This is a genomic window from Usitatibacter rugosus, from assembly GCF_013003965.1.
GTDB lineage: Bacteria > Pseudomonadota > Gammaproteobacteria > Burkholderiales > Usitatibacteraceae > Usitatibacter > Usitatibacter rugosus.
Genome location: NZ_CP053069.1, coordinates 719,118 through 735,443 on the forward strand (window position 1 = coordinate 719,118; position 16,326 = coordinate 735,443).

At 66.9% G+C, this 16,326-nt stretch carries 18 protein-coding genes and 1 tRNA gene; 15 read left to right on the plus strand and 4 right to left on the minus strand.

Annotation, left to right across the window (positions count from 1 at the left end; genetic code table 11):
* The first annotated feature begins 9 nt into the window (after positions 1-9).
* Genes DSM104443_RS03740 through DSM104443_RS03750 form a run of 3 tightly spaced genes read left to right on the plus strand, consistent with a single transcriptional unit; the run spans position 10 to position 1,866 of the window.
* Positions 10-774, plus strand: a complete 765-nt coding sequence (locus tag DSM104443_RS03740) for a HesA/MoeB/ThiF family protein (RefSeq protein WP_171089580.1) — start codon at positions 10-12, stop codon at positions 772-774.
* Between the two features lie 11 nt (positions 775-785).
* Positions 786-1,274, plus strand: coding sequence for a DUF4124 domain-containing protein (locus DSM104443_RS03745; RefSeq protein WP_171089582.1), 489 nt, complete (start codon positions 786-788; stop codon positions 1,272-1,274).
* A 7-nt stretch (positions 1,275-1,281) separates the two neighbouring features.
* A complete protein-coding gene (locus DSM104443_RS03750) occupies positions 1,282-1,866 on the plus strand; it encodes a DUF4124 domain-containing protein (protein WP_171089584.1) in 585 nt (194 codons plus the stop codon).
* Here DSM104443_RS03750 and tsaD read toward each other — a convergent pair.
* On the minus strand, positions 1,863-2,879 hold the full coding sequence (gene tsaD, locus DSM104443_RS03755) for a tRNA (adenosine(37)-N6)-threonylcarbamoyltransferase complex transferase subunit TsaD (protein WP_171089586.1): 1,017 nt from the start codon (positions 2,877-2,879) through the stop codon (positions 1,863-1,865). The two genes, DSM104443_RS03750 and tsaD, sit on opposite strands and share 4 nt — an antisense overlap.
* Positions 2,880-2,961: 82 nt before the next feature.
* Between tsaD and rpsU the strand changes: the two genes are divergently transcribed.
* The 6 genes from rpsU (at position 2,962) to DSM104443_RS03785 (ending at position 8,972) form a co-directional block, all read left to right on the plus strand.
* On the plus strand, positions 2,962-3,174 hold the full coding sequence (gene rpsU / locus DSM104443_RS03760) for a 30S ribosomal protein S21 (RefSeq protein ID WP_171089587.1): 213 nt from the start codon (positions 2,962-2,964) through the stop codon (positions 3,172-3,174).
* A gap of 93 nt (positions 3,175-3,267) precedes the next feature.
* A complete protein-coding gene (locus tag DSM104443_RS03765; RefSeq protein ID WP_171089590.1) occupies positions 3,268-3,714 on the plus strand; it encodes a GatB/YqeY domain-containing protein in 447 nt (148 codons plus the stop codon).
* Positions 3,715-3,757: 43 nt separating this feature from the next.
* Entirely contained in the window at positions 3,758-5,560 is a 1,803-nt protein-coding gene (gene dnaG / locus DSM104443_RS03770; protein WP_171089592.1) for a DNA primase, read from the plus strand.
* A gap of 99 nt (positions 5,561-5,659) precedes the next feature.
* Positions 5,660-7,546, plus strand: coding sequence for an RNA polymerase sigma factor RpoD (rpoD, locus tag DSM104443_RS03775; RefSeq protein WP_171089594.1), 1,887 nt, complete (start codon positions 5,660-5,662; stop codon positions 7,544-7,546).
* Between the two features lie 210 nt (positions 7,547-7,756).
* Positions 7,757-8,173 carry a hypothetical protein gene (locus tag DSM104443_RS03780; RefSeq protein WP_212756923.1) on the plus strand — a complete coding sequence of 139 codons (417 nt, stop codon included), beginning with the start codon at positions 7,757-7,759 and terminating at the stop codon, positions 8,171-8,173.
* Between the two features lie 7 nt (positions 8,174-8,180).
* On the plus strand, positions 8,181-8,972 hold the full coding sequence (locus tag DSM104443_RS03785) for a DUF2145 domain-containing protein (protein ID WP_171089596.1): 792 nt from the start codon (positions 8,181-8,183) through the stop codon (positions 8,970-8,972).
* 16 nt (positions 8,973-8,988) lie between these two features.
* Here DSM104443_RS03785 and DSM104443_RS03790 read toward each other — a convergent pair whose 3' ends face one another.
* Entirely contained in the window at positions 8,989-9,936 is a 948-nt protein-coding gene (locus DSM104443_RS03790) for a Crp/Fnr family transcriptional regulator (RefSeq protein ID WP_171089598.1), read from the minus strand.
* Between the two features lie 59 nt (positions 9,937-9,995).
* Here DSM104443_RS03790 and DSM104443_RS03795 point away from each other — a divergent pair.
* Positions 9,996-10,069, plus strand: a tRNA-Ile gene (locus tag DSM104443_RS03795).
* 59 nt (positions 10,070-10,128) lie between these two features.
* Here DSM104443_RS03795 and DSM104443_RS03800 read toward each other — a convergent pair.
* On the minus strand, positions 10,129-10,359 hold the full coding sequence (locus tag DSM104443_RS03800) for a hypothetical protein (protein ID WP_171089600.1): 231 nt from the start codon (positions 10,357-10,359) through the stop codon (positions 10,129-10,131).
* A 68-nt stretch (positions 10,360-10,427) separates the two neighbouring features.
* On the minus strand, positions 10,428-12,137 hold the full coding sequence (locus tag DSM104443_RS03805) for an alpha/beta hydrolase family protein (protein ID WP_171089602.1): 1,710 nt from the start codon (positions 12,135-12,137) through the stop codon (positions 10,428-10,430).
* A 48-nt stretch (positions 12,138-12,185) separates the two neighbouring features.
* Here DSM104443_RS03805 and DSM104443_RS03810 point away from each other — a divergent pair, with 48 nt between their 5' ends.
* The 5 genes from DSM104443_RS03810 to DSM104443_RS03830 all read left to right on the plus strand — a co-directional run bounded on the left by DSM104443_RS03810 (position 12,186) and on the right by DSM104443_RS03830 (position 16,324).
* Positions 12,186-12,644, plus strand: a complete 459-nt coding sequence (locus DSM104443_RS03810) for a CoA-binding protein (protein ID WP_171089604.1) — start codon at positions 12,186-12,188, stop codon at positions 12,642-12,644.
* Positions 12,645-12,661: 17 nt separating this feature from the next.
* On the plus strand, positions 12,662-13,111 hold the full coding sequence (locus DSM104443_RS03815) for an NfeD family protein (protein ID WP_171089606.1): 450 nt from the start codon (positions 12,662-12,664) through the stop codon (positions 13,109-13,111).
* 36 nt (positions 13,112-13,147) lie between these two features.
* Positions 13,148-14,134 carry an SPFH domain-containing protein gene (locus tag DSM104443_RS03820; RefSeq protein ID WP_171089608.1) on the plus strand — a complete coding sequence of 329 codons (987 nt, stop codon included), beginning with the start codon at positions 13,148-13,150 and terminating at the stop codon, positions 14,132-14,134.
* 142 nt (positions 14,135-14,276) lie between these two features.
* On the plus strand, positions 14,277-15,554 hold the full coding sequence (locus DSM104443_RS03825) for an O-acetylhomoserine aminocarboxypropyltransferase/cysteine synthase family protein (protein ID WP_171089610.1): 1,278 nt from the start codon (positions 14,277-14,279) through the stop codon (positions 15,552-15,554).
* Between the two features lie 80 nt (positions 15,555-15,634).
* Entirely contained in the window at positions 15,635-16,324 is a 690-nt protein-coding gene (locus DSM104443_RS03830) for a glutathione S-transferase family protein (protein WP_171089613.1), read from the plus strand.
* The last annotated feature ends 2 nt before the right edge of the window (positions 16,325-16,326 follow it).

The window sequence follows — 16,326 nt, forward strand, 5'->3', positions numbered from 1 at the left end:
CTCCCGGCCATGGACGACCGCCAACGCCTGCGCTACAGCAGGCACCTGTTGCTGAACGAGTTCGGCGAGGAAGCGCAAGAGCGCCTCCTCGCCGCTCGCGCTTTGGTGATTGGCGCGGGCGGGCTCGGCTCGTCGGCGCTGCTCTTCCTCGCTTCGAGCGGCGTGGGCCACATCACGGTGTGCGACGGGGACCATGTCGACCTCACCAACCTCCAGCGCCAGGTCGTGCACCGCACCGAATCGATCGGCGAGCCCAAGGCGGCCTCCGCCGCGCGCACGCTGGCCGCGCTGAACCCGGACGTGCACGTGGTGGCGCTCGAGGAGCGCGCGGATGCGGAGCGCCTCGCGGAGCTGGTACGCGAGGCCGACGTCGTCCTCGACTGCTCCGACAACTTCGCCACGCGCTATGCGCTGAATCGCGCCTGCGTCGCGTCGCGCAAGCCCCTCGTTTCCGGCGCCGGCATCCGCTTCGACGGGCAGGTCGCGGTGTTCGACCTTCGCGATCCGGCCGCGCCGTGCTATCACTGCCTTTTCCCGCAATCGGCCGAAGCGGCCGAAGAGCGCTGTGCGACGATGGGTGTGTTCGCGCCGCTGGTCGGCGTGATCGGAACCCTGCAGGCGATGGAGGCGATCAAGCTCCTGGCCGGCGTGGGCGAGAGCCTCGCGGGGCGCCTGCAACTGTTCGATGCATTGGGTTCGCGCTGGCACGAGGTTCGCCTCAAGCGCGACCCGCACTGTGCCGCCTGTGGCGTTCCACGCGCCGCGGCAGCTTAGGAGACTACGACATGACACGTTCCATGCTCTTCATCCTCGCGTTCGCCGCGAGCCTCGCCGCGAATGCGCAGGTGCTCTACAAGCTCGTCGACAAGAACGGCAAGATCACCTACGCCGAGAAGATCCCGCCGGGCTTCGACGGCAAGGCCACGCAGGTCGACGTCGATCCCAACCGCAACACGGCCACGCTGCCGAAAGTGCAGAGCTCGAGCCCCTCGGAATCCGGCCCTTCCAAGAGCGCCTTCGCGCCGAGCCCCCGGCAGGTCGCCGAGGCGAAGAGGGAAAAGCGCATCGAGGAGGCCAAGAAGCAACTCGATGCCGCGAAGGCCGAGCTCGCCTCGGCGCTCGAGAATCCGTCGGACAGCGACGTGACGCGCGTGGGCAACGCGGGCGGTGGAAGCCGGCCCGTGTTCAGCGACGAGTACAAGGCGCGTATCGCCAGCCTCGAACAGAAGGTGAAGGACGCCGAGAAGGCCGTCTCCAATGCCGAGACGTTCTAGGCCCGGAGTGCCGCGCCTCTCCCTCGCCGCACTCGCCCTGCTCGTTGCCACCGCGATTCCGTTCGCGGCCGATGCGAAGCTCTACAAGCTCGTCGACAAGAACGGCAAGGTCACGTACGGCGACAAGGTGCCGAAGGGATTCGACGGCGAGGTGACCGAGATCGCCATCGATGCGCCGCCCCCGCCCGCGGCGAATCCGCCGCCCTCCGCTCCGCGCGCATTCCCCGCGGGGCAGGAGCAACCGGCGAAGCGCGACATCAATACCGAGCGCAAGGTGGCGCGCGCGAAGTTTCAATCCGCCCTCGATGCCGCACGCGAGAAGCTCGCCGCGGCGAAGAAGGCGCTGGCCGACGGCGGCGAGATCGCCGAGGACGAGTTCCAGGTGATCCAGCAGCGCATCGCCGCGCAGAAGGACGTGCCGCCTCCGCGTTCCAACTGCTTCCAGCAGCCCGGCGCGATGGTGTGGATCTGCCCGGTGCAGGCGCCCGGCGAGAAGTACCGCGACCGCCAGAAATCGCTCGAGGATGCAGTGAGCGCCGCGGAGGCCGAGGTTGCCGCCGCCGAGGACGCCTATCGCCGCGGGACCGACTAGCGGCTGGCAGCGGCCGCGAGGTCCCAGCGGGGAAACACCGGGAAGCCCGGCTCGTGCGGTGAGCCCATCGGCGCCTTCAACGCCGCCGCGAAAGCGATCATCGCGCCGTTGTCCGTGCAGAGGCGCGCCGGTGGAAAGAACACCTGGCCGCCGCGCGCGGCCGTCGCCGAAGCGAGCTGCGAACGCAGGCTCGTGTTCGCGCCGACACCCCCCGCCACCACCAGCCGCTGCAAGCCTTCGGCATCGAGCGCCTGCAGGCACTTCGCCACGAGCACGTCGACCACCGCGGCCTGGAAGGATGCCGCAAGGTCCGCGCGCGCCGTCTCGTCGAGCGGCGAGTGCTGCCGGACCTTCGTGAGCACGGCCGTCTTGAGGCCGCTGAAGCTGAAGTCGAGGTCGCCGCTGTGGATCTTCGGGCGGGGCAGCTCGTAGCGCTTCGAGTTTCCGCCCTCCGCAAGCCGCGCCAGTGCCGGCCCGCCCGGATAGCCGAGTCCCAGCAGGCTCGCCGTCTTGTCGAAAGCCTCGCCCGCCGCGTCATCGACGGTCTCGCCCAGCAGGCGGTAGCGGCCGACGCCGTCGACGCGCATGAGCTGCGTGTGGCCGCCGGAGACGAGCAACGCGATGAAGGGGAATTCCGGCCGCGGCTCGGCGAGCAGGGGCGAGAGCAGGTGGCCTTCGAGGTGGTGGATCCCCGTCACGGGCTTGCCCAGCGCGAGACCGAGGCCGGCAGCCACCGAGGCGCCGACGAGCAGCGCGCCCGCGAGGCCGGGACCCTGCGTGAACGCGATGAGATCGACGTCGCCCAAGCCGCGTCCCGCCTGGGACAACGCCTCGCGGGCGAGCGGCACGAGGCGCCGGATGTGGTCGCGCGACGCGAGCTCGGGCACCACGCCACCGTAGAGGGCGTGCAGGTCGACCTGGGAATGGAGCGCTTCGCCGAGCAAGCCCTGCTCGGTGTCGTACAGGGCTACCCCGGTCTCGTCGCAGGAGGTCTCGATCCCGAGGATCAGCATGGCAACGCGGACTTTCGTGAGACGCAAAAGCCTGATATTATGCGTGGTTTCCCGCTTCGCACCCCATTTTAGGTTCACCACAATGCCTCTGATTCGAGTCAAGGAAAACGAGCCGTTCGACGTGGCGCTTCGCCGCTTCAAGCGTGCCGTCGAGAAGACCGGCCTCCTCACCGAGCTTCGCGCCCGCGAGTTCTACGAGAAGCCGACCGCCGAGCGCAAGCGCAAGCATGCCGCCGCCGTGAAGCGCCGCTACAAGCGCATGCGCGCGCAGATGCTGCCGCCGAAGCTGTACTAAAAGGCAGCCGCAGCACCCCGAATTTCGCGGCGAGCCGGGCCCAGTGCCCCGCTCGCCGCGATGCTTTTTGCGAATCCTTGGATTGGGACGCCCATGGCCCTGCGAGAGCAACTGAACGACGACATCAAGACCGCGATGAAGGCCCGCGAGGCCGACAAGCTCGGGGCCCTGCGCCTGCTCTCGGCCGCCGTGAAGCAGCGCGAAGTCGACGAGCGCATCACGCTCGACGACGCGGGCGTGATCGCCGTGATCGAGAAGATGCTGAAGCAACGCAAGGACTCGATCGACCAGTACGAGAAAGCCGGCCGCACCGACCTCGCGGACAAGGAGAAGTACGAGGTCGGCATCCTCACGGCCTACATGCCGCAGCAAATGGGCGAGGCGGAAATCGTGGCGATCATCGCCGAGGCGATCGCCAGCACGGGCGCCAAAACCCCGTCCGACATGGGCAAGGTGATGGGCGCGGTGAAACCCAGGGTCGCCGGCAAGGCCGACATGGGCAAGGTCTCCGCGCTGATCAAGTCGAAGCTCGCCGGTTAAGTTTTCGCCCGCGCGCTTCGCCGCGCGGAGGGATAATCCCCCGATGATCCCGCAGGACTTCATCCAGTCGCTGCTCGGCCGCGTCGACATCGTCGACGTCATCGACCGCTACGTGAAGCTGAAGAAGGCGGGCGCCAATTTCCAGGCCTGCTGCCCCTTCCACAACGAGAAGACGCCGTCGTTCTCGGTGAGCCCGTCCAAGCAGTTCTATCACTGCTTCGGCTGCGGCGTGCACGGCAACGCGATCGGCTTCCTGATGGAGTATTCGGGCCAGACGTACCCCGACGCCATCCGCACGCTCGCCGAAAGCGTCGGGCTGCAGGTCCCCGAAGAGAAGGGCCCGGCGCGCCCTCAGTCGCAGCAGGCTCCGGCGCTCACTGCGCTGATGATGGACGCGCTCAACTACTACCGCTCCGAGTTGAAGCGCTCGCCGGTGGCGATCGAATACCTGAAGAAGCGCGGGCTCTCCGGCGAGATCGCCGCGCGCTACGGCCTCGGCTACGCGCCCGACGGCTGGCAGAACCTCGAGTCGGTGTATCCCGACTACAAGGCCGCCATCCTCAAGGACACCGGCCTCATCATCGAGAACGAGCAGGGCAAGAAATACGACCGCTTCCGCGACCGCGTGATGTTTCCCATCCTCGACTCGCGCGGCAACGTGATCGGCTTCGGCGGCCGCGTGATCGGCGAGGGCGAGCCCAAGTACCTGAACTCCCCCGAGACGCCGCTCTTCGAGAAGGGCCGCGAGCTCTACGGCCTCTACCAGGCGCGCCGCGCGATCCGCGACGCCAACCGCGTCGTCGTGGTCGAGGGCTACATGGACGTGGTGGCCCTCGCGCAGCACGGCGTGGAGAACGCCGTCGCCACGCTCGGCACGGCCACGACCGCGACGCATGTGCAGAAGCTGCTGCGCCTCGCGGACAACGTGGTGTTCTCCTTCGACGGCGACAACGCCGGGCGCAAGGCGGCGTGGCGCGCTCTCGAGGTGGCGCTGCCGGTGCTCGCCGACGGCAAGGCCGTGAGCTTCCTCTTCCTGCCCGCCGAGGACGATCCCGACACGTTCGTCCGCGCGCACGGCAAGGACGCGTTCGTGAAGGAGCTGGACACCGCGCGCCCTCTCTCGCAGTTCCTCCTGGGCGAGCTCGCGGGGCGCGAGAAGATGGAGACCGAGGAAGGCCGCGCGCGCTTCCTGGCGGAAGCGAAGCCCCTGGTCGCGAAGATCGGAGCGCCGGCGCTGGCCGCGCTCGTCCGCCAGCGTGTGGGCGAGCTGAGCGGGCTCTCGTCGCAGGACCTGGGAGCGCTCCTGCCCCGCGAATCGGCACCTTCCGCGGCCCCGGCAAGTTCCTATGGGTCGTCCTATGGGTCGTCGCGGAGCCGCCGGTCCGAGCCCCGCTCCTCGCCGGCGGCCGCCGAGCAGCTGCGCATCGTGGGCCTGCTGGTGAACCACCCCGAGCTCGCCGCCCAGGTCGAGCTTCCGGCCGGCGCCCGGATGACTCCGGACCGCGAGGCGGTGCGTAACGTGCTGGAGCGGATTCGGGAGGCCGGCCCGGGTGTTACCCCGGCAATGGCCCTGGAAGTCTTCCGGGGGTTGCCCGAGGAGGAAATCGTCACCACTTCTGCTTCGGGCATCGCCCGCGAGCTTTCCGAGGGGCATTTCGACCCCTGGCCGGAGGTCAGTGGGTACTTCCAGCGCTGGACCGAGGAAGAGCAGAAACAGGAGCTCCAGGAGCTGTTCGTCCTGATCCGGGAGGACCGGGCCTCCCCGGCCGAGCGGGAGCGCTATTCGGCCCTCATGCAGGCCCTGAAAAGCCGAAACGAAACGCAGGAAATGCCGTCAAAAGTTTGATATAATTGCAGGTTTTCCCGATCCGACACGTGGACCCCGCGCAAAACGCGGATTCCTAGCCACGTCAGCGGACCGGCCCGACCCTTCCGGGAGAGATCGTTGAGCAAACCGTCCAGAGAGCAAAAAGCCGAGGTCAAGCAGGCTGAAGTCGAGGCCCAGAAGAAGCGCCTCAAGACCCTGATCGTCCTTGGCAAGGACCGCGGCTACCTTACGTACGCCGAGATCAACGACCACCTGCCCGACGACATGACCGACGCCGAGCAGATCGAGGGCGTCGTCACGATGCTCGCCGACATGGGCATCGCCGTGTACGACGAGGCCCCGGACGCCGAGCAGATGCTGCTGAACGACACCACCCCCCGGGTGGCGGACGAAGCCGTGCTCGAAGAGGCCGAAGAAGCCCTCTCCCTCACCGTCGATTCCGAGTTCGGCCGCACCACCGACCCCGTGCGCATGTACATGCGCGAGATGGGCTCCGTGGAGCTGCTCACGCGCGAGGGCGAGATCGAGATCGCCAAGCGCATCGAGGATGGCCTCAAGCACATGATCCAGGCGATCTCGTCGTGCCCGACGACGATCGAGGAGATCCTGCGCCTGGCCGACCTGATCGAAAAAGACGAGATGCGCATCGACGAGCTGGTCGATGGCCTCGTGGATGCCGACGAGGAAGCGCTCGCGCAGCAGGAAGCCGCGGACGAAGCCGAAGAGGAAATCGAGGAAGAAGAGACCACCGAAGAGGAAGACGCCGAGATGGCGTCGGCCGACCTGGAGCGCCTCAAGCAGGACTCCCTCGTCCACTTCAACAAGATCCGCCGCCTCTACAAGCGCATGAAGAAGGTCCTGGGCGAGAAGGGCTACCGCTCGCGCGCCTACAAGGACCTGCAGGAAGACATCAGCAACGAGCTGCTCGCCATCCGCTTCACGGCCAAGCAGGTCGAGTACCTGTGCAACGGGCTTCGCCAGCTGGTGGAGCGCGTGCGTTCGCACGAGCGCGAGATCATGGATCTCGCCACGCGCAACGCCAACATGCCGCGCGCGCACTTCATCAAGGTCTTCCCGGGCAACGAGACGAACCTCAAGTGGGTCGGCGAGGAAATCGCCTCCGGCAAGGCGTTCGCCAAGGCGCTCGAGCGCTTCAAGCCCGCGGTGATGGAGCAGCAGGACAAGCTGATCCAGCTGCAGAAGGACGTGGGCATCCCGATCCGGGATCTCAAGGAAATCGCGCGCCAGATGTCGACGGGCGAAGCCAAGGCCCGCCGCGCCAAGCGCGAGATGATCGAGGCCAACCTGCGCCTCGTGATCTCGATCGCGAAGAAGTACACGAACCGCGGCCTGCAGTTCCTCGACTTGATCCAGGAGGGCAACATCGGCCTGATGAAAGCGGTCGACAAGTTCGAATACCGGCGCGGCTACAAATTCTCGACGTACGCCACGTGGTGGATCCGCCAGGCCATCACGCGCTCGATCGCCGACCAGGCGCGCACCATCCGCATCCCGGTGCACATGATCGAGACGATCAACAAGATGAACCGCATCTCGCGCCAGATCCTCCAGGAGACCGGGCAGGAGCCGGATCCCGCGACGCTCGCCGTGAAGATGGAGATGCCCGAGGAGAAGATCCGCAAGATCCTCAAGATCTCGAAAGAGCCGATCTCGATGGAGACGCCGATCGGCGACGACGACGATTCGCACCTCGGCGATTTCATCGAGGACCAGGCCGGCCTGGCTCCCGCGGACTCGGCGCTGTATGCCAGCCTGCGCGAAGCGACCAAGGACGTGCTGGATTCCCTCACGCCCCGCGAGGCGAAGGTGCTTCGCATGCGCTTCGGCATCGAGATGAACACCGACCACACGCTGGAAGAAGTCGGCAAGCAGTTCGACGTGACGCGCGAGCGCATCCGCCAGATCGAGGCGAAGGCGCTTCGCAAGCTCCGCCATCCGTCGCGTTCGGAGAAGCTCCGCAGCTTCCTCGAGGGCGAAGGCTGATTGCAGTCGTTCCCGCGCTGGCGGGAATCCAGTCCGAAAGAAAGCCCGCTCACGCGGGCTTTTTTTCGCCCTGCGTTTGGCGCGGGTTCGCCCGAAAGTCGTGGAAAGCGATACTTCCAGACGCGAGTATCGAAACTTTGCAGTCTGTCCTTGCCGCCGGCGGCCGGTGCGCCCAACCATGGGCTCGTTCCAACAGCCCAAGGAGCAAACGTGTCGAGACGCAAAGTGTTCGGTTGCATCGTGTGCGCGGTGGCGCTGTCGCAATCCGCGATCGCCAGCCCGCGCGATGGGATGTCCGAGTTGAGCGCCGCCTCCCTGTTGCCGATCGCGGTGTCGGTGGTGGCGCCGGTGATGATCATCGAGGGCGGAGCCAAGCTCACGGTCCAGGCGGTCGAAGCTTCGGGACGGGGGACCAAGCTCGTGCTCGAGCGTGCGTCGGACGGCGCGCGGGCCAGCGTGCAGCTCGCGGGCCAGGCGGTCGGCGGATTCTCGGTGGCCGTCGGCACCGCGATCACGGCGACGGCGGTGAGCACCGGTGTCGTCCTCTCCGCCGCGGGCCAGGTGCTCGCGTTCGTCCCCAACGAGCTCGGCAACGCGCTGCTGTACAACGAGCGCATCTCGCACTGAGGCCGCCATGACGATACTTCGCAGCAGCGTCGTGGGACTCCTCATCCTCGCGAGCGTGGCATCGGGAGCCGCGTACGCCGGGCGTCCCTGTGAAGAGAAGCCGCACCAGGTCGCGGACGTGCAGCAGGCGATGGCGCTCGCGCAGAAGACCGCGCAACGCCTCGACGCGAGCGGCGCGCAGGTCGCGATGCTGGCCCGCGTCGGCCAGGACCTCGGCCGCTATGGCCTCTCGTGGTCGCACTTCGGCTACGCGTACCGCGAGTCGCCTTCGTCGCCGTGGCGCGTGGTGCACAAGCTCAACCATTGCGGGACCGCGACCTCGGCGATTTACCGCCAGGGGCTCGGCGAGTTCTTCCTCGACGGGATGCATCGCTACGAGGCCGGCATCGTCGTCCTGTCGCCGGCGGTCCAGGAGCGCCTGCTGCCGTTGCTGCGTGACGATGCGCGCGCGGTGGCGTGGCACTCCGAGCCGTACAACATGCTCGCGTATCCGTGGTCGACGCAGTACCAGCAGTCGAACCAGTGGGCGATCGAGACGCTGGCGGGCGCGATGGATCCCGCCGTGCGCGGGCGCCCGCAGGCGCAGGCCTGGCTGCAGCTGCACGACTACCGGCCCACGACGCTCAAGCTCGGGGCGATGACGCGGCTCGGAGCGCGCGCGACGCGCGCCAACATCGCCTTCGACGATCACCCGAACGACAAGCGGTTCTCGGATCGCATCGAGACGGTGACGGTGGACTCGGTCTTCGCGTGGGTGCAGCGCGATGGCCTGGGCGGCCCGGTGCAGCGCGTGCAGTGAGGCGGACGCTGCCCGGCTAGCCCAGGAGGGAGTTCATGTGGCGAAGCCGGTCGGCGATGCCGCGCAGCATCGCCATCGCGAACGCGGGCTCCTTCTTCACGGCGCCCAGCAGCGTGGCGCGGTCGATGGCGAGGAGCTCCGTGTCTTCCGTGGAGCCGGCGCGCGCGGTGCGCGGCGACTGGTCGATGACGGCCATCTCGCCGAACGCTCCGCCGGGACCGACGACCTCGACGATGTTGGAGCCGATGGCGATCGCGACCTTGCCGCTCTTCACGACGTACATGTAAACGCCGACCTGGCCTTCCTTCATGATGATGGTGCCCTGCGGGTAGCGCAGCAGCGCTCCCGTGGGCAGCGCCTTCTGCAGGCGCTCCATCAACCCGGGCTCGAACACGCTGGCTTCGCGGGCCGCGGAGCCGGGCTTGAGCGCGCGCGACGCGACGCGCGCGGCGATGAGGCGCAGGCGGTCGTACATCACGGAGGCCAGCATCATCGCGAACTCCGGGCTTTGCCCGAGGGCGGTCTCGAGCTCGCTCGCATCCATCGAATACACGAGGCCGCCGGTCTTGGCGGTGGCCGTGGCGCTGCGGGGGCGCCCGCTGATCACCGACATCTCTCCGAAGACATCGCCCTGCCCGACGATGTCGAGCGCCTTGCCGGCGCGCGTGAGCGTGACCTCGCCCTCGGCGATGTAGTACATGCGGCTGCCCGAGCGCAGGAAGCCGCCTTTCTGCGACGGGTCGTCCTCGGTGAAGAGTAATTGGTTGGGCGCGCACTTCTCCTCCTTGCCGGCGGCCTTGAAGACGCGCGCGGCGACGGCGGGATCGTAGAAGCGGCTGGTGGTGGCCTTGAACGGCGCCGCGGCGGGCGGCGCGGGGGGCGTGGGCGTGCCGGCGGAGGGTGCGGGTGCTGCGCCCGGGGCGGGCGACGGCTTGGTGAAATCGAAATCGTCCGTGTCGGACATGGGCAGGTGCGCGGGAAGCGATTGTTAGAATGCGAACTTCGATTGTACGTGCCGCACGTGGGCCTGTAGCTCAGACGGTTAGAGCAGGGGACTCATAATCCCTTGGTCCCTGGTTCGAATCCAGGCGGGCCCACCCCCCCTCCAACGAAAAAGGGCCGGCAGATGCCGACCCCATTTCATCCTGCACGCGGCTTACTTCGGAACGTTGGTCCTCGAACGCAGCGACTCCGTGCTCTCGTACTGCCCACGCTCGATGGCGCGGTCCTTGTCGACCGTGGTCTGTGCCGGATCGCGATATTTCTTCGGCAGGTTGCTGCCGGTGCTGTAGACGACTTCCTCGCGGGGCTCGTCCGTGGCGGGGGCGGTCGTGGCGCAACCGCCCAGGATGACGCCGAGCGAAAGGATCGTGAAAACCAATTTCATTGCAGCAGTCTCCAGGGCCTATTGGGGTCCTGCGACTCTACTGGACAACCGCCGCCGGTGTCGATGGCCTAGGGGCGGGAGCACATGACCGCGCCCTCGATGATCCAGCCCACGCGGCGCATGTCTCGCATCGTCGAATCGCTGGTGCTGAAGCGATGGTTGCTGTCGTTCTGCGGGAAGCGGTTGTTGTACGCACGCTGGACCTTCAGGTAGCCGTCGGGGCACGTGAGGCCGGGCTGGCCGACGCGGCGCGCGTAGAAGACGACGCCCTCGAGGAACCAGCCGCGATCCGCGAGAGGGCATTCCGAAGGCTCCGCGCTGAAGAAATGCGAGTTGGGCCCGCCGTTGAGGCCGCCATAGGAGCGGCATACCTGTGCCGCGGCGAGCGCCGGATCCGAAGGCGGCTGGAACCAGCGCCATCCCTTGAACGAGTACCCCGTGGGCTGCCAGCCGTCGGCGAGGATGATCGGGATGTCCGAGGGCTCGATCGTCATGAAGTAGTGGTTGATCCTCGGGTGGTAGTACTCGAGCACGCGCTCCTCGCCCAGCGTGTTGGCGAAGGGCTGGTGCACGTCGATCGTCATCTCGTCGTTGGGGCCGCCGATCACCGACTTCATGCGGATGAAGCGCGACATGGCACCGGGATCCAACGGATTGCCGAGGTACGCATTCAGGAACGTGGAGGTCCACGTGATGATGTCGCCCACGTACTCCGGCCGGAACTCGTGCGGGATGTTCATCTCGACGAGGTAGTGCGAGGCGGGAATGCGGTTCACGGCCTGGCGCGTCATCCCCACGGGCGCGGTGGTGTCCTCGGTGCCGGCCATGCCGAGGAAGGGCACGGTGACGCTGTCGGCACCGGATTGGTCGTCGCAGAACGAAGGCAGGAACGTTTGCCCCGCGTAGGGAACAAGCCCCACGGCAGCCTTCACTCGCGGATCGCGCGCGGTTTCGCTGCAGGCCTTGCTGAGGCTCGTGGTGAGCCTGGCGCCGGTGAGGTTGAGGATCGCCTGGCCGCCCATGCTGGCGCCGAAGGCGCCGATGCGATCCGGATCCACCGCGCCGCCGAACACGGGATGCGCGAGCATGAGGTCGACGACGGCCTTCAATGCGAGCGGGCGCATGGCTTCCAGCTCGACCACCTCGTCGAAATGCGTGAGGACGAAGGCGGCATCGCCGATGTCCTCGACGCGCACGCGCGAGAAGCGCGGATCGCCGTGGAAGGGTGCCGCGACGACATAGCCCTGCGCAGCGAGCTGCACGAGCGCCTCGAGGTGACCGGGGCTGATGGGACTGCCCGCGAGACCATGCGAGAAGAGCAGCAGCGGAAGGCGGGTGCCGATCACTTTCGGCCACTGGCCCGCGGGCTGCATGTGCGGCACCGTGCTGCCGGTTTGCGGGAGCGTGTACCCGGGATCCGTGTTCGAGCTTGGCGTGGGATGGCAGACGATCACGACGTGCGCGACCTGCCTTCCGGCGAAGTTCGTGTAGAGATGGCGTTGGTCCGGCACCGGGAGGTTGATGTTGAGCGTGGTGCCGGGGTTGCGGAGGATCTGCGAGATGTATCGCGCCTGGCCGTTGGAAGGCTTGCCCTCCCAGAAATCCTCGGGCTGCGTGCCGCCGTACTGCGCGATGAGCGCGGGGTCCTGCTCGACGTTGGTGCAGGCGACTGCATAGAGGCCGTTGCCCACGGCGCCGACGGCGAGCTCGTGGTTGAAGGCGAGGGCGGGCAGCGCAAGCATTGCAAGGGCGGCCGCGGCAAGGTGTCGGAGGGTCATGGGTCTCGGGAACGGTAGAATCAGGAATACAACGCGGGACCAACGGGTATGGACGACATCACGAAGCTGCGGCGCATCCTTCGGACCTCCCGGACCGTGGCGGTGGTGGGTCTTTCCGCCAACTGGTACCGGCCCAGCTTCTTCGCCGCGAAGTACATGCAGGAACATGGCTACCGGATCATCCCTGTCAATCCACAATATGACAGCGTACTGGGTGAAAAGTGCCATGCGTCGCTGCGGGATATACCGGAACCTGTGGATATCGTGGACTGCTTCCGCAAGAGCTCCGAGATTCCCGCCCTCGCCGAGGAGGCGATCGCCATCGGCGCGAAGGTCCTGTGGATGCAGCTCGGTGTCGAGAATGCCGCCGCACGTGCGCGTGCCGAGGCGGCCGGACTCGAAGTCGTCGAGAACCGCTGCGTGAAGATCGAGCACGCGCGCCTGTTCGGGGGCCTCGGCTGGATCGGTGTCGACACCGGCATCATCTCGGCCAAGCGTCCCGTATGACACTCCCTGGAGGAATCATGGAACTGTGGCTCATCTGGCTGATCCTGGGCTTCGTGCTCGTCACCATCGAGCTCGCGACTGGAACCTTCTATCTCCTGGTCCTCGGCCTCGGAGCCTTCGCGGGCGCCCTGGCCACGTGGGCCGGCGCCAACGTGCTCGTGCAGGCGGTGGTCGCCGCCATCGTGTCGTTGCTGGGCGCGTGGGCCGTGCACCACTGGCACGCCCGCAATCGCGGAACGCCCGCCGAGGCGATGGCGAGCAATTTCCTCGACCGCGGACAACCGGTCGTGCTCGAGTCGTGGGTCGACGAGCGCCACGGCCTCGCGCGCGTGAAGTACCGCGGCACGTCGTGGGACGCGAGGCTGGTCGGTCCGGCCGCGCAGACCGCGCTCGGCACCACGCTCTACATCGAAGGGCAGGAGGGCAGCCTGCTCCTGGCCGGCGCCCTGCCGCCGGCAGCGCGCTGAACCCGTAGCCAAAACAATTCCACAGGAGGCTCCCCCATGTTCTGGAAAACCGCCATCGCGATCGTCCTCACCGTGCTCGCCGCGTTCCTCACGCACAGCGCCCTGGTGACGATCGCGACGTTCTTCCTCGCGATGGTCGTCGTCCTCATCTTCGAGGGCATCCGCGTCGTTCCGCAGCAGCAGGCGTGGGTCATCGAGCGCCTCGGCAAGTTCCATGCGGTTCTGCCGCCGGGCCTGAACGTCATCGTCCCGTTCGTCGATCGCGTGGCCTATCGCCACTCGCTGAAGGAAGTGCCGCTCGACATCCCCGAGCAGGTCTGCATCACGAAGGACAACACCCAGCTCGCGGTCGACGGGATCATCTACTACCAGGTGAGCGATCCGAAGCTCGCCTCGTACGGATCGTCGGACTACGTGCTCGCGATCTCGCAGCTCGCCCAGACGGCGCTGCGCAGCGAGGTCGGCAAGATGGAGCTCGACAAGACGTTCGAGAGCCGCGACGAGATCAACCACCGCGTCGTGTCCGTGCTCGACGAAGCCGGCCGCACGTGGGGCATCAAGGTGCTGCGCTACGAGATCAAGAGCCTCACGCCGCCGGAAGCGATCCTGCGCTCCATGCAGGCGCAGATCACCGCGGAGCGGGAGAAAAGGGCGTTGATCGCGAAGTCCGAAGGCCAGCGCCAGCAGGAGATCAACATCGCCGACGGCGCGAAGCAGGCCAAGGTGCTGCAGTCCGAAGGCGACAAGGTCTCGCAGATCAACAAGGCGCAGGGTGAAGCCCAGGCGCTCACGCTCGTGGCCGAGGCCAACGCGGCCGCGGTGCGGGTCGTCGCGGCGGCGCTGGAGTCCAACGGCGGCCTGAACGCGGCGAACCTGAAGGTCGCCCAGCTCTACATCGAGGCGTTCTCGAGTCTCGCGAAGACCGGCAATACGCTGATCATTCCGCAGAACGTCTCCGACGTCGCGGGCGTGGTCGCGAGTGCGATGACCGTGATGGATCGCGCGAAACTCGCTCCCAAGTAAACCCAAGGCAAAAGGCGTCCTCCGCAGATAAACACGGATAAACGCAGATAACAGCAATGCGGGGTTTAACCCCAGATTGCCGTTCATCTGCGTTTATCCGTGTTTATCTGCGGAGGACGCCTTAGTCCGATAGGAAGTAGAAATGGCAGACAGGAAATTCGGTTTCGACACGCTGTGCCTCCACGCGGGACAGATTCCTGATCGCGAGACGGGCGCGCGAGCAGTGCCCCTGTACCAGACGACGTCGTTCGTCTTCGATAGCGCCGACCATGCCGCGAGCCTCTTCAACCTGCAGACGTTCGGCAACGTCTACACGCGCCTCTCGAATCCGACCACGGCCGTTTTCGAGGAGCGCATGTCGGCGCTGGAAGGCGGCCGCGCGTCCGTGGCCACCGCGTCGGGCCAGGCCGCGGAGATGGTGGCGCTGCTGAACATCTGCGAGGCGGGCGACCACATCGTGTCGTCGTCCAAGCTGTACGGCGGAACGCTCACGATGCTGAACGTGAACCTGCCGAAGCTCGGCATCACCGCCACGCTCGTCGATCCCGACGATCCGCAGAATTTCGCGAAGGCGATCAAGCCCAGCACCAAGGCGATCTTCTCCGAGACGCTCGGCAATCCCGCGATCAACATCGTCGACCTGGAGGCGGTGGGCAAGATCGCGCGCGAAGCCGGTGTGCCGTTCATCGTCGACAACACCGCGGCTTCGCCGTATCTGTGCCGGCCGCTTCAGCACGGCGCGGATATCGTCGTGCATTCCGCGACCAAGTTCATCGGCGGCCACGGCACCACGATGGGCGGCGTGGTCACCGAGTCGGGCAAGTTCCCGTGGGACAACGGCAAGTTTCCCTCGATGACGGAACCGTCCGCCGGCTATCACGGCGTGCGCTTCTACGAGACCTTCGGCGACTTCGGCTTCACCATGAAGGCGCGCATGGAAGTGCTGCGCGTGTTCGGGCCGACCATCGCCCCGTTCAACGCGTGGATGCTGATCCAGGGCCTGGAGACGCTGCCGGTGCGCATGGACCGCCACGTGGCCAACGCGATGGGTGTCGCGAAGTTCCTGCAGGGCCACAAGAAGGTCGCGTGGGTGAACTACCCGGGCCTGGCGGACAACAAGTACCACGCGCTCGCGAAGAGATACATGCCGAAGGGCGCGGGCTCGCTCCTGTCGTTCGGCATCCAGGGCGGCTACGAGGCCGCGGTGAAGTTCATCGAAGGCCTGCAGTTCGTGAGCCACCTCGCCAACATCGGCGATGCCAAGTCGCTCGTGATCCACCCGGCGTCGACAACGCACCGCCAGCTCGCCGACGAGGACCTCGTGAAGGCCGGCGTGCCCAAGGACATGGTTCGCCTGTCGATCGGCCTCGAGACGCTGGACGACATCCTCTGGGATCTCGACCAGGCCTTGTCCGCATAGACGGGCCACATCCGGAGGCCTTGACTCTCACGTAACGTCAAGGCCCAGCCTCGGTTTTCCCACCACCGAGGAGGTTCCCAATGTTGAAGATCCACGGCGTTCCCATCTCCGTCCACACGCGCAAGGTCATCGTCGCGGCCCTCGCCAAGGGCATCGCGCACGAGGTCGTGCCGGTCGTCCCCGTGATCCCGGACAACCCGCCCCCCAACTGGCGGGAGCTGAGCCCCACGGGCAAGATCCCGGCGATCACCGACGGCGACTTCACGCTCGCCGACTCGTCCGCGATCTGCGCGTACTTCGAGCGCACGCATCCGGCACCGCCGCTCTACCCCACGGGTGCGCGCGACTACGCCGAGGCGCTCGCCATCGAGCAGTACGCGGGCGAGGGCGTCTTTCGCGGCGTGGTCCATCCGCTGTTCCACGAGGTCTTCGTGCATCCGAAGGTGCAAGGCATTCCCACCGATCCCGCGCGCATCGCCGCGGTGCTGTCGAAGGAAGTGCCCGAGGTCTTCGGGTATCTCGATCGCCTGGCCGCGCGCGGCTACCTGGCCGGGGATGCGCCGTCGATCGCGGACATCGCGGTGGCGTCGAACCTCGTCACGTTCCAGTACATCGGGTTCGCACTGGACCGGGCCCGCTATCCGCGGCTTGCGGCGCACTTCGACCGCATCGTGGCGTTGCCGGCCTTCGCGGCCGCGCTGGACCGGGAGCGCGGCGTGGTGGAGTCCATGAAGCTCGAGCGCGGCTTCCTCGAAGCGAAGGCGGCCTGACC